The 12,523-nt window shown below is 71.6% G+C and carries 11 protein-coding genes and 2 tRNA genes; 5 read left to right on the top strand and 8 right to left on the bottom strand.

Going from position 1 to position 12,523, the window contains the following annotated elements:
* Positions 1-31: 31 nt before the first annotated feature.
* Positions 32-106: transfer RNA gene (locus tag ASE68_RS08720), tRNA-Pro, on the bottom strand.
* A 179-nt stretch (positions 107-285) separates the two neighbouring features.
* On the opposite strand from ASE68_RS08720, the gene ASE68_RS08715 reads away from it, so the two are divergent.
* From ASE68_RS08715 to ASE68_RS08700, 4 genes are all read left to right on the top strand, one after another.
* A tRNA-Gly gene (locus tag ASE68_RS08715) sits at positions 286-359 on the top strand.
* Between the two features lie 193 nt (positions 360-552).
* Positions 553-1,554 (top strand): hypothetical protein, encoded by a 1,002-nt coding sequence (locus ASE68_RS08710; protein ID WP_200921685.1) that lies wholly within the window; start codon positions 553-555, stop codon positions 1,552-1,554.
* 141 nt (positions 1,555-1,695) lie between these two features.
* Entirely contained in the window at positions 1,696-2,184 is a 489-nt protein-coding gene (locus ASE68_RS08705) for a Dps family protein (RefSeq protein WP_055857466.1), read from the top strand.
* Positions 2,185-2,254: 70 nt separating this feature from the next.
* Positions 2,255-2,959, top strand: coding sequence for a hypothetical protein (locus ASE68_RS08700; RefSeq protein WP_082462135.1), 705 nt, complete (start codon positions 2,255-2,257; stop codon positions 2,957-2,959).
* Positions 2,960-2,997: 38 nt separating this feature from the next.
* Here ASE68_RS08700 and ASE68_RS08695 read toward each other — a convergent pair whose 3' ends face one another.
* The 7 genes from ASE68_RS08695 to ASE68_RS08665 form a co-directional block, all read right to left on the bottom strand.
* A complete protein-coding gene (locus ASE68_RS08695) occupies positions 2,998-3,660 on the bottom strand; it encodes a response regulator transcription factor (protein ID WP_055857464.1) in 663 nt (220 codons plus the stop codon).
* A 59-nt stretch (positions 3,661-3,719) separates the two neighbouring features.
* The gene (locus tag ASE68_RS08690; RefSeq protein ID WP_082462134.1) at positions 3,720-5,129 is read right to left on the bottom strand and encodes a sensor histidine kinase; all 1,410 of its coding nucleotides are present in this window, start codon (positions 5,127-5,129) and stop codon (positions 3,720-3,722) included.
* Positions 5,119-6,651 (bottom strand): multicopper oxidase family protein, encoded by a 1,533-nt coding sequence (locus ASE68_RS08685; RefSeq protein ID WP_055857462.1) that lies wholly within the window; start codon positions 6,649-6,651, stop codon positions 5,119-5,121. The genes ASE68_RS08690 and ASE68_RS08685 overlap by 11 nt, the downstream gene beginning before the upstream one ends.
* A 155-nt stretch (positions 6,652-6,806) precedes the next feature.
* Entirely contained in the window at positions 6,807-8,366 is a 1,560-nt protein-coding gene (locus tag ASE68_RS08680) for an amidohydrolase (RefSeq protein ID WP_235480802.1), read from the bottom strand.
* On the bottom strand, positions 8,345-9,349 hold the full coding sequence (locus tag ASE68_RS08675) for an Fpg/Nei family DNA glycosylase (protein ID WP_055857460.1): 1,005 nt from the start codon (positions 9,347-9,349) through the stop codon (positions 8,345-8,347). Before ASE68_RS08675 ends, ASE68_RS08680 begins: the two co-directional genes overlap by 22 nt.
* Positions 9,350-9,357: 8 nt before the next feature.
* Positions 9,358-9,864, bottom strand: a complete 507-nt coding sequence (locus ASE68_RS08670; protein ID WP_055857459.1) for a ribose-5-phosphate isomerase — start codon at positions 9,862-9,864, stop codon at positions 9,358-9,360.
* A gap of 9 nt (positions 9,865-9,873) precedes the next feature.
* Positions 9,874-10,881 (bottom strand): DUF2332 domain-containing protein, encoded by a 1,008-nt coding sequence (locus ASE68_RS08665; protein ID WP_055857457.1) that lies wholly within the window; start codon positions 10,879-10,881, stop codon positions 9,874-9,876.
* A gap of 108 nt (positions 10,882-10,989) precedes the next feature.
* Between ASE68_RS08665 and ASE68_RS08660 the strand changes: the two genes are divergently transcribed.
* Positions 10,990-12,474, top strand: a complete 1,485-nt coding sequence (locus tag ASE68_RS08660; protein ID WP_055857455.1) for an SDR family NAD(P)-dependent oxidoreductase — start codon at positions 10,990-10,992, stop codon at positions 12,472-12,474.
* Positions 12,475-12,523 lie beyond the last annotated feature (49 nt).

The raw sequence follows: 12,523 nt of genomic DNA, 5'->3' as shown, positions 1-12,523 counted from the left end.
GGTGGAAGTTCGTGTCGAGTCTCACGACCCGTCGGGGCGACAGGATTCGAACCTGCGACCTCCCGCTCCCAAAGCGGGCGCTCTAGCCAAGCTGAGCTACGCCCCGAGTCGTTGACGCAACTCGTCTGCCCACACGCCGAGGCACGCCGAAACGGCACGAAGACGGGTGGACCCCCGAAAGTCTACTGCACGAGCGGGCCCTGAACCTGCGCGCGTCGACGACCACGGTGAACGGTCGAGCACTCAAGATGCATTACGATGATCGAGTGCCCGAAATCGGGTCACGGGGATGTAGCTCAATGGTAGAGCCTCAGTCTTCCAAACTGATCACGCGGGTTCGATTCCCGTCATCCCCTCCATACGACGCCCTGCCGATGCACCTCCGGCAGGGCGTTCGTCGTTCCCGGCGCCGAACGGCGGCACGATCGCCACGCCGGTTGCGGGGGTTCTCCCCCGCTTCCCACGGGGGCGGACCGGCTGACGGCCCGCCGCGCCCGTTCGTACGTTCTCCCCGTGCCCGAGATTCCGGGCGAATCGTCACGGGGAGACGCCATGTCCGTCGAAGTCCGCTCCACCGCAGAAGACCGCCGGCCGCAGCCGGCCCACGGCTCGGAGCCGCAGCGCATCCGCTGGCACCGGCCGCTCATGGCCCTCGCGGCGGCCAGCGCGCTCGTGAGCGTGGCATCCGTCGTCGGACTCGTGTTCGACCAGCGTGAGCTCGTCGGTGCGCCGATCTGGGCGAAGGCCCTCAAGTTCGGCGTCTCGATCCTGATCTACGCGGTCACCTGGGCGTGGCTCATCGGGCAGCTCACGAGGTTCCGCCGCACGGCGTGGTGGGCCGGGACCGTCATCTCGGTCACGCTGCTCGCCGAGCTCGCGATCATCACGCTGCAGGTCGTGCGCGGGCACCGCAGCCACTACAACAACGCGAACCCGCTCGACGAGGCGCTCTGGTCGATCATGGGGACGGCGATCATGGTGCTGTGGCTCGCGACCCTCGTCGCGGCGGTCCTGCTCTGGTTCACCCCTGGCGCCGACCGGGCGCGCACGCTCGCGATCCGCCTCGGGTCGACGATCAGCCTCGTTGGCCTCGGCCTCGGGTTCCTCATGACCATGCCGACGGAGGCGCAGCTCGCGTCCGGCGGCGACATCATCGGTGCGCACACCGTCGGCGCGGGCGACGGCGGCCCCGGCCTGCCGGTGCTGGGCTGGTCGACCGAGCACGGCGACCTCCGGATCCCGCACTTCGTGGGCATGCACGCGCTGCAGCTCATTCCGCTCGCCCTCCTGCTCATCGAGCTCGCGTCGCGCCGGGTCGTCGCGTTCCGCAGCGTTCGCACGCGCATCGGTCTCGTGTGGACGGTCGCCGCGGTCTGGGCTGCGGTCGTCGCGCTGGTGACCTGGCAGGCGCTCAGGGGCCAGTCGATCGTCGCGCCCGATGCGCTCACCGTCTGGGCGGCCGTGCTCATCGTCGTCGGCGGGCTCGCCGGAATCGGCCTGAGCCTCGCGTCCGGTCGGCACCGGGCCATCGAGCCCGCCGAACAGCAGAGGTGACGAGGGGCGGATGCCGCGGCATCCGCTCTGGGCGAACAGGAATGCCAGATCAGCCCAGCCTTCCCTTCCTTGAAATACCTGACAGGACGCGTAGCGTTGCATCTGACAGACGAACGACACGCTTCAGGAGAGGTGGACCAGATGACCGACATCCAGACCACACCGCAGACGGGTTCCACGGCCGACGTCGCCGCCGGGGCCGCACAGTTCCTCACGCCCGTCGTGCACGAGCTCATCGCCCTCGCCGTGAACGGCAAGCAGGCGCACTGGCATGTGCGCGGCGCCAACTTCATCGCCGTACACGAGTTGCTCGACTCGGTCGTCGACCACGCCCAGGAGTGGTCGGACACCGCCGCCGAGCGCGTCGTCGCCCTCGGCCTGCCGATCGACGGACGCCTCGCGACCGTTGCGCAGAAGAGCGCCGGCGCGAACCCCAAGCTCGGGTTCCTGCCCTACGAAGAGGCCATCGCCGACGTCGTCGCGCAGATCGACGTCGTCACGCAGCGCGTGAACGCCGCCATCGAGGGCCTCGCCGAGCTCGACCCGGCCAGCCAGGACGTCGTGATCGAGATCCGTCGCGGCCTCGACAAGGACCGCTGGTTCCTCTCCTCGCACGTCGCCGTCGCCTAGGTGTAGTTCGCGAGGACGCGCAGCCGACGCGACGCTGGCGGCCTGACGGGCCCGGGTGCAGAATGCCGCTATGACGGCCGACGCACCCGGGCCCGTTCCGTCGTCGGTGCCACCTGCCGATGCGCCGCTCACCGACGCGCAGAAGTCGTTGCGCGCGCAGATGCTGGCCACCGAGCACTGGAGCCTGCTCGCGTCGCGCAGCACGACGCAGAGCGAGGTGCTCACCCGCATCGCGATCTTCCTCACGCTCGTCTCGGCGGGGCTCGTGACGCTCGGCGTGCTCGGCAACGCGACCGGGTTCCGCGGCTGGTTCGGGCTCGCGGCCATCGGGGTGCTGGTGCTCCTCGTGCTGCTCGGGATCATCACGCAGATCCGCGTGTTCAACACCGCCACCGAGGACCTCGCCTACGTGCTCGCGATGAACCGGCTGCGCGGCGCCTACGTCGACCTCGACCCCGGCATCGAGCCGTACCTCCTGATGGGCACGACCGATGATGCGCCCGGCATCCATCGCACGTACTTCCCGTTCGCGACGCGCGACCGCTCGCAGGTCTTCGCGAGCTCGATGATGGTGATGCTGGTCGTCAACACCGCCATCGGCGGGCTGCTGGTCGGCGCCCTCGTGTACGCGACGACGCGCTCGGCCGGCTGGGCACTCGCCGTCGGCGCGGTCCTGGCCGGGGTCGCCTTCGTGCTCTGGATGAGGTGGGGATACCGCAGCTACACGCACATCCTCCGCGTGCACGTCCCGCTGCGGCGCTCGCCCGACGCCTGAGCCATGGCACCCGACGCTCGGCCGGCGACGCCCGACGCCTAGCGCTGCAGCCAGGCCAGCACCGCGAGCACGCGGCGGTGGTCGGTGCCGGAGTCCTCGAGAGCGAGCTTCTGGAAGATCGAGGTGACGTTCTTCTCGACGGCGCCGACGCCGATGAAGAGCTGCTTCGCGATGCCCGCGTTCGTGCGCCCCTCGGCCATGAGCGCCATGACCTCGCGCTCGCGCGGCGTGAGCGACGCGAGCGGGTCGCCGCGTCGCGCGAGCAGTTCGCGCACGACCTGCGGATCGAGCACCGTGCCGCCCTGGCTCACGCGTTCGACGGCGTCCTGCAGTTCGTCGAGCGAGGCGACCCGGTCCTTCAGCAGGTAGCCCATTCCGCCCTCGCCCGACGAGAGGAGCTCGTTGGCGTACGTGCCCTCGACGTACTGGCTGAGCAGCAGCACGCCGACCCGCGGCATCCGCCGGCGGATCTCGATCGCCGCACGCACGCCCTCGTCGCGGAAGGTCGGCGGCATGCGCACGTCGAGCACCGCGACATCGGGGGCTGCACGCTCGAGGTCGTCGAGCAGGGTGTCCGCGTCGCCGTAGGCGGCCACCGTCTCGAAACCGGCCTCGCCGAACAGGCGCACGAGGCCCTCGCGCAGCAGCACGGAGTCTTCAGCGAGCACGATGCGGAGCGGGCGCGGCGCCGGGTCGGTCATGCGCCAACCCTATCGAGGCCGCCGTTCGCCGCGCGGCGGCGGACGGCGGCCACGACGGCTCAGGGACGGTCGGATGCCGCGAGCGCCACGTACGGGATGTGCGCGCCGATCGAGGTCGGCCCGCCGACCGGGCTGTCGACCACGAGCACCCCGTCGAGCCCGCGCACGCGCTCGTCGAGCCCGGCGAGCCCGTGCCCGGGCACCGCGGATGCGCCGCCGCGCCCGTTGTCGGTGACCCAGAGGTCGATCCAGCGCCCGGTCGCGCCGGTGTCGCGCGTGCTCACGCGCAGGCGGAGTCCGCTCGCCTCGGCGTGTTTCACCGCATTCGTGAGCAGCTCGGCCGCCACGAAGTAGACGTTGCGCTCGATCGAGGCGGGGAGCGCGGCATCCGTCGGCAGTTCGAGCTCGACCGTCACGGGGATGACGCTGCGGGCAGCGAGCGACTCGAGCGCGACCGCGAGTCCGCGATCCTGCAGGATCGGCGGCGCGAAGCCGCGCGAGAGGGCGCGCAGCTCGTCGAGCGTCTCACGGGCCTGCTCGCGGGCCTCGCCGAGCATGTCGCGCGCGGCCTCGGGGTCGCGCTCGAGGGCGCGCTCGATGCTCGCGAGGTCCATCTGCAGGCGCACGAGCCGCTGCTGCGGCCCGTCGTGGATGTCGCGCTCGAGGCGTCGGAGCGACGCGTCCTCGGCCTGCACCGCCGCGCCCCGCGACGCGGAGAGCCTCGTGACCTCGGCTTCGAGCATCTCGCTGCGCCAGGCTCCGAGCAGGCCCTTGGCGATGACGTGGTGCAGGGCGGTGAGGCCCCGGAACACGAACGGGAGGGTCCCGAGGAAGATCAGCCCGACGATGAACTCGAACACCGTCTCGCCCATCGAGGGCTCGATCGTGAAGGCGTTCTTCGGGAAGAGGTAGTCGAGCACGACGTCGTGCAGCCAGAAGTCGCGGTCGTACTCGGGGATGAAGCCGCGCCACATCCAGCTCGTCGTGCCGCCGACGGCGCCGGCGACCCACGTGATCGTGAGGCTCCAGGTCACGACGCTCACGATCGGATTGATGATGAGCGTGTGCAGCAGGTACAGCCAGTAGTGCCCGTCGACGAATGGGGCGAAGACCGACCGCCAGAAGCCGCTCTCACGTCCGTCGCGGTTCCAGACCGGCTGCGCGATCGGCGGTCGGCCGGCCCAGTGCAGCCGAACGAGCTCGAGCACGCCGAACCCTCGCGCCGTGCCGAGCGCGGCGACGACGAGGAAGATGCCGAAGACGAGCGCGATGGTGCCGATGCCCGTGAAGAACAGGGTCGAGACGACCACGAGCCCCAAGATCGCGATCGGCATCGTGAGGATGAGGAACCCGAGTTCGCGCGGCACGCCCGCCCAGAGCCGCCAGTAGCTGCGACGGCGGGGCGCGGCATCCGTCGTTCCGACCTCGCTCGTGGCGGCCGGATCGGCGGGAATGGTCTCAGTGCTCATGGTGGGTTCCTTCGCTCATCGTCGCACGCTGACCGGGCTCGACGACGGCGAACTGGCCCATCATGCCCTGATCCTCGTGCCACAGCAGGTGGCAGTGGTACATGTACGGCGTGCCCGGGTCGGCGTAGTCGTCGAAGCGCATGAGCAGTTCGTACGTGGTCTCGGGTTCGGTGAAGATCGTGTCCTTCCAGCCCGCGAGCTCCGGCGGCGGCGCCTCGCCGTCGATCGACGCGATGCGGAACTGCACGTCGTGCACGTGGAAGCTGTGCGGCACGGCATTCGAGTTCTCGACGACCCAGCGTTCCAGGGTGCCGACCGTGACGGTCTCGTCGATGCGGCCCATGTCCATGGCCTCGCCGTTGATCTCGAAGCTGTCGCCGAGCTCGAAGGTGCGGGTGGTCGCGACGTCGGCCTCGTCGAAGTCGGTGATCTCGGCGAGCTTCGAAGCGACGGATGCCGCGGGCGCGAGTTCGTCGGCAGCGCGCACCTCGAGCACGTCGAACGCGTCGGCTCCCCCGTTCATCGAGGCGACGACCGGTTCGAGCCCGGCGGTCTCCGCCGTCATGCGGGACTGCAGCACGACCCGTTCGCCCGGGGCGACGCGCAGCAGCACCTCGGCGCGCTCGCCGGGCGAGAGCCGAACGTGGTCGAGCGCGACGGATGCCTCGAGCAGGCCCCCGTCGGTCGCGATCAGCTCGACGGGTCGCGCGTCGCTCCAGGTGAACGCGTAGGTGCGCGCGGGTGACGCGTTCAGCAGCCGGAGTCGCACGAGCTCGGTCCCGACCTCGAGGAAGGGGCCACGCGTCCCGTTGACCAGGAGCTCGTCGCCCAGCCCGCCCGCGTAGCCGCGCTGCGCGTCCTCGCGCACGCCATCGGCCGAGAACCCGGCGTCCTGCACGATCACCGGGATGTCGTCGACGCCGTACGCGCCGGGCAGGCCGAGCGCGCGCTCGGCCTCGTCGTGCAGCAGGAACATGCCCGCGAGGCCCTTCGTCACGTGCGACTCGGTCTCGCCGTGGGGATGCGGGTGGTACCAGAGGGTCGCCGCCGGCTGGTCGACGACCCACTCGGGCGAGAACGAGCCGCCGGGCTCGATCATCTGGTGCGGGCCGCCGTCCATCGCCGCCGGCAGGTGCATGCCGTGCCAATGCACGGTCGTGGCCTCGTCGAGCGAGTTCGTGACGTCGACGCGCACGCGCTCGCCGCGGTCGGCGACGAGCGTGGGGCCCAGGAACGAGCCGTTGAAGCCCCAGGTCGCGCTCGTGGCGCCCGGGGCGAACTCGGTGCTGCCCGCCTGCGCGTCGAGTGCGAACACCCGCGTGCCGTCGGCGTCGAGGTGCGACTCGGCGAGCGGCGGGATCGCGAGCGGTGCGTCGAAGTCGACCTCGCCGGTCGTGTCGACCGGGCCGGGGGCGACGATGCCGCATCCGGCGAACGAGAGCGCGACGAGGCCGCCCGCGGCCAGCGCGGCGATGGCGCTGCCGATCGTGACAGCGGGTCTGCGGAGTCGGGTCTGGAGCATGCCTCCAGCCTCGCGAGCGGCGATCGGCCGGCCCAGCCGGCGGACGCCCGAACCGCGAGGGGGGTTTTCCCCCGTTGCTCGCTCGAGCGATGAGATCGAGGGCTCGAGACGCTCCGCTCCTCGCCTCCGCTCCTCGCCTCCGCTCCTCGCCTCCGCTAGCCGACCGACGGCGTCGAGTGGGTGAACCGACCGGCCAGCAGGGTCGCCGAGACCGGCATCGTGCGCAGTTCGTCGACCGTGGCCGAGAGCGGGTCGCGTTCGAGCACCGCGAGATCGGCCGCCATGCCCTCGCGCACGGTATCGCCCGCGCCGTTCGTCGATGCCGCGAGGGCGACCCGAGCGGCGATGGCCTGCTCGGGGTGCCATGGGTCGCGGCCGTCGCGCGTGCGACCCACCGCGGCGGCGATCGCGACCCACGGGTCGAGCGGTGCCACCGGAGCATCCGAGCCGAGCGCGAGCTCGACGCCGGCCGTGGCGAGCTCGGCGAGCATGAACGCGCGGTCGGTGCGACCCGCCCAGTAGCGTTCGGCGACGTCGCGGTCGTCCATCGCGTGCTCGGGCTGCACGCTCGCGACGACGCCGAGCGCGGCGAAGCGCGCGACGTCCTCGTGGCGGAGCAGCTGCGCGTGCTCGATCGAGCCGCGGCATCCCACACGCTCGAACGCGTCGAGCACGCGCGCGTTCGCCTGGTCGCCGATCGCGTGCACGGCCGGCGTGAGGTCGGCCTGCGACGCGCGACGCATGAGCGGCACGAGCTCGTCGAACGGCACCGTCGCGAGTCCGTATGGGTGCTCGTGCGCGTCGAGTCCGGGATACGGGTCGAAGCACCAGGCCGTTCGGGTGTTCAGCGAACCGTCGGTGATGACCTTGTAGCCGCCAACCGTCACGAGGCCGCCGGTGCCCTCGATCGCGTCGCCCGTGCGCAGGCCCTCGGCGATCGCACGATCGAGGTGCTGCGTGTAGACGCCGAACGACACCCGGAGCGAGCGGATGCCGCGGGCGGCCCGCCTGGCCCAGTCGTCGCGGTTCCATCGCATCTCGTAGTCGGTGATGCCGACGACGCCGCGCGCCGCGGCGCGTTCGGCCGCGTCGCCGACCCAGGCGTCGAGCACGTCGTCGGCGATGTCGTCGAGCTCGCGCACGAGTGCGAAGCAGTCGTCTTCACGCAGCACGCCCGACGTGCCGGCCGTCTCGAGCACGCCGTGGCGCCTGGCCGCGGCCGAGTTCAGCCAGCACGCATGCAGGTCGGCCGAGACGAGCACGACGGGCACGTCACCCGAGACCGCGTCGAGCACGGCCAGCGTGGGGGCATCGGCCCAGAGCCCGTCGCGGTAGCCGAAGCCGATGACCTCGCCCGCTCCCGACGCGACGGCCGCGTCGACGGATGCCGCGACCAGCGCCGCGACCTCGGCCGCCGACCCGGCATCCGCGAGGTCGAGCCGGCGTGACACCATCGCCCACTGCGACGCGTGCACGTGGCGATCGTGCAGGCCCGGGACCACGAACCGTCCGTCGAGGTGGACCCGACGAACGGCGGCACCGTCGTCGGCACGTCGCTCGGGCATGCCGCCGGACGGCCGGATCGACGCGACCCGTCCGTCGACGACGTGCAGGTCGACGGGCCCGGGCGAGCCGGGCAGACGTGCACCGGAGAGGAGCAGCGGCGCAGCGGCATCCGGCACCTGCACGCTCGTCACGCCTGGCACCTCGGGCACCAGTAGAGCTTGCGGGCACCCATCTCCTCGAGCACGATGTTCGTGCCGCACACGCGGCACGGCTGACCCTCGCGCTTGTAGACCCAGTGGCGGTCGTCTCGACTCGCCATCGCGGCACGGTAGGCCTCGGGGTCGAGGTCGTCCATGGTCATCATCTGGCCGGTCTCGACGCCGATCGCGAGCAGCTTCGCCCAGTCCCGCCAGAGGTCGCGGACGAGCGCTTCGGGAACGAGCCGGCCCGGGGTGTGCGGGTTCAGGCGCGCGCGGAACAGGAGTTCGGCGCGATAGACGTTGCCGATGCCGGCGACGACGTTCTGGTCCATGAGCAGCAGGCCGATGGGCGTCGGCTTTCGGCGCACGACGCTCGTGAACCGCTCCTCGGCGTCGGGCCCGGGGTCGAGCAGCGGGTCGGGCCCGAGCTTCGCGACGATCGCCTCCACCTGGGCCGGGTCGAGTACCTCGCACGCGGTCGGCCCGCGCAGGTCGGCGCACACCGACTCGGTCAGCAGGCGCACGCGCACCTGGCCGATCGGCTCGGGCGGGAACGTCTCGAGACGCGCGCCCTCCTTCTCGGACTCGGACATGCGCAGACGCGTGCGGCGGGGTGCCCCGATCGAGGTGAGCGAGTTCTCGCCGGCGGAGTCGAACACCACGGCGTCGGGGTTGTCCCGATCGAGGAACGTGCCGCGCTGGTTCGTCTGCCCCATGCGGCCGTTCGCCGACGCGATCGTGGCGTCCATGAGGATGTCGCCCGCGAAGTCCCACGCGCCGTACATGCCGAGGTGCACGCGCAGCCACCGGTCGCCCTCGAACCCGAGGAACATCTGCTTGCCGACCGCGCGCGCATCGGTCACCCGGCGGCCGTCGAGGTCGGCGGCGCCCTGCACGAAGCGGCCCTGCGGGCTCGAGGCGCGCACGACGTGCCCGACGAAGTTTCGCTCGAACTGCCGGGTGATGCGGTGGACGGAATGCCCCTCGGGCACGCGGCGCCCTACGCCTCGGTCGCGGCGGGGCGGTTCACGCCCTTGCCGGCGATGTCGCCAGTGGTCTCGTACTCGGCGAGCTGCGCGATGCGGCGGGCGTGACGCTCGTCGCCCGAGAAGGGCTCGGCGATGAACGCGTCGATGTAGCGGATCGCCTCTTCTACCGTGTGCTGGCGGGCGCCGATCGAGATGACGTTCGCGTCGTTGTGCTGGCGGGAGAGGATCGCCGTGTCCATGCTCCACACGAGGGCGGCCCGGATGCCGCGCACCTTGTTGGCGGCGATCTGCTCGCCGTTGCCCGACCCGCCGAAGACGATGCCGAGCGCGTGCACGCCCGCCGACTGGTCGGCGGCCACGGCGAGCGCCGCGTTGATGCAGAACGCCGGGTAGTCGTCGAGGGCGTCGTATTCGGTGGGGCCGTGGTCGAGCACCTCGTGACCGGCGTTGGTCAGGTGGTCGACGAGCGTACGGCTGAACTCGAGGCCGGCGTGATCGGTCGCGATGTGGATGCGCATGCGCCAAGTCTAGGGATTCGGCACCCACGTGAGCGCACGCCCGTGGGGCTGCGCCCAGGCGACCTGGACGCCGTCGAGGGCGAGCACGAGATCGCTGCGCTCGTTGGGCACGTCGTCGCGCACCCGGATGCCGCGGAGCACGTTCCGGCCCTCGCAGGAGAGCCAGTGGCCGGGCAGTCCCCGCACCAGCCTGGTGAAGCGCTCGCGTCCTGGTTCGTCGAGGTACATGAGCACCGCCGTGTGGAACACGACGAGAGTGGCCTCCCGCGTGGCGGCTGCGGCGAGCGCGGCCAGCTGTTCGTTGAGGTCCCCGCCGACGAGCCGGGGCGGGTCCGCCGCGGCGATCTCGGCTGCGGCGCGGAGGCGGGCCCGCCGGTCGTCGTGCTCGGGCCAGACGAGAGCGTCGAGCCAGTCGACATCCGCTCGCGAGCGCACGTCGAGCGGGTTGAGGTCGATGCCGGCGCGCCAGACGATCTCGGGCATGCTCGTCGACACGGGCGGGGGTGTCGTGCCCCTGATCGCGCAGTCGAGCACGACCGGACTCGGGCCGTCGGCGGGGTCGAGGTGTGCGGTGCCGGCGAGGGCTTGCCCGGTGTACCGGTAGCTGTACCGATCGGGGTAGAGGCAGAGTCCGGCGGAGGCGCCGACCTCGAGCAGGGCGATGGGGCCTTCGATGCCGGCGAGCACCGGCAGGTGCAGGGCGCAGCGTGCGGCCTCGTTCGTCTGCGTCGCGTGCGTCATCGCGACCTCGCGCACGGCGTTCCAGTGCCCAGCGAGCCATGCGGCGAATTCCGCGTACGGGCCGGGCTCCGCTCCGACCAGGCGCGCGGCCGAGAAGACGAGGTTGGGCTGCCGCTTGGGCGCGGGCAGCTCGTCGATGAGCGCCTGCACCGCGGCATCCGTCGCCACCCCTGCGGCCCAGGCCTCGTACGTGGCGGACATGCCGTCGGCCTCGACCTCGGCGAAGACGCGGTATCGCTCGGCCGTTGCGGCGGACGCGTCGGTGCTGGTGCTCATGCGGTCACGCTACTCCGGCGGATGTCACGGCAGCCCGGTCGCGTGCGCCATCCGGTGCCGGCCGCGACTCTCAGGCGATCGTCGGCCGACACGCCGTAGAATTCGCGGATGCCCTCCGCCGCCCCCGCCTCCGTCAGCGCGCCGACGATCGACCCCGCCGACCTCGAGACGACGCTCCGCGTGCTGGCGACGCTCAGCGAGCTCGATCAGGACGACCCCGACTTCGAGACCGTGCGCCATGCGACGGCGAAGATGTTCAAGGCGGTCAAGGTCGCGCGTCGCCTCGAGAAGCGTCGCGTCATCCAGGACGCCGACCGTGCCGTCATCGCGGCGACGGCGACCGGGGCGCCGACCCGCATCGACGACGAGACCCGCGGCGCCGACCTCGTGAGCGGCACCGATGCCCGAACGGCCGGCGAGCTGCAGGTGGCGCGCCCCTGTTACATCTGCAAGCAGCGGTACACGCTCGTCGATGCCTTCTACCACCAGCTCTGCCCGACGTGCGCGGCGATGAGCCACGCCAAGCGCGACGCGCGCACCGACCTCACCGGCAAGCGGGCGCTGCTCACGGGCGGTCGGGCGAAGATCGGCATGTACATCGCGCTGCGCCTGCTGCGCGACGGCGCGCACACCACGATCACGACCCGGTTCCCGCGCGACGCGGCTCGGCGGTTCGCCGCGATGCCCGACGCCGCCGACTGGCTGCACCGCCTGAAGATCGTCGGCATCGACCTGCGCGACCCCGCCCAGGTCATCGCGCTCGCCGACGACGTCGCCGCGCAGGGCTCCCTCGACATCCTCATCAACAACGCGGCGCAGACGGTGCGCCGCTCCCCCGGCTCGTACTCGCCGCTCGTCGAGGCGGAGTCGTCTCCCCTGCCCGACGGGCCGATGCCCGAGCTCGTCAGCTTCGGGCACACGAACGACGCGCACCCGCTCGCCCTCGCGGACTCGGTGTCGAGCCATCCGGTGCTCTCGTCGGGCCTGTTCGCCGGCACGATGACCGCCGACGACCTCACCGCACTCGCGCTCGCCCCCGGCTCGAGCTCGCTCGCTCGGCTGGCCGACCGCACCGCGATCGACGCCGGCGGGCTCGTTCCCGACCTCCACCACGAGAACAGCTGGAGCGCGGTCGTGCAAGACGTCGATCCGCTCGAGATGCTCGAGGTGCAGCTCTGCAACACGACGGCGCCGTTCATCCTGGTGAGCCGCCTCCGCCCGTCGCTGGCCGCGTCGCCCGCCCGCCGTACCTATGTCGTCAACGTCTCGGCGATGGAGGGCGTGTTCAGCCGCGGGTACAAGGGCCCAGGGCACCCGCACACGAACATGGCGAAGGCCGCGATGAACATGCTCACGCGCACGAGCGCGAAGGAGATGCTCGCCGACGGCATCCTCATGACGAGCGTCGACACCGGCTGGATCACCGACGAGCGCCCGCACCCCACCAAGGTGCGCCTCGCCGAGGAGGGCTTCCACGCCCCGCTCGACCTCGTCGACGGCGCCGCCCGGGTGTACGACCCGATCGTGCGCGGCGAGGCCGGCGAAGACGTGACCGGCGTGTTCCTGAAGGACTACTCGCGCGCCGACTGGTGAGCCCGGCCCCCTCGCTGGGGACGGCGGGCGACGGCCTCCCGCCAGTATG

Origin of the sequence: Agromyces sp. Leaf222, assembly GCF_001421565.1 — a bacterium.
Taxonomy (GTDB): domain Bacteria; phylum Actinomycetota; class Actinomycetes; order Actinomycetales; family Microbacteriaceae; genus Agromyces.
The sequence above is the reverse complement of the archived record's forward strand: the minus strand, read 5'-3'. Positions and strand labels throughout refer to the sequence as shown.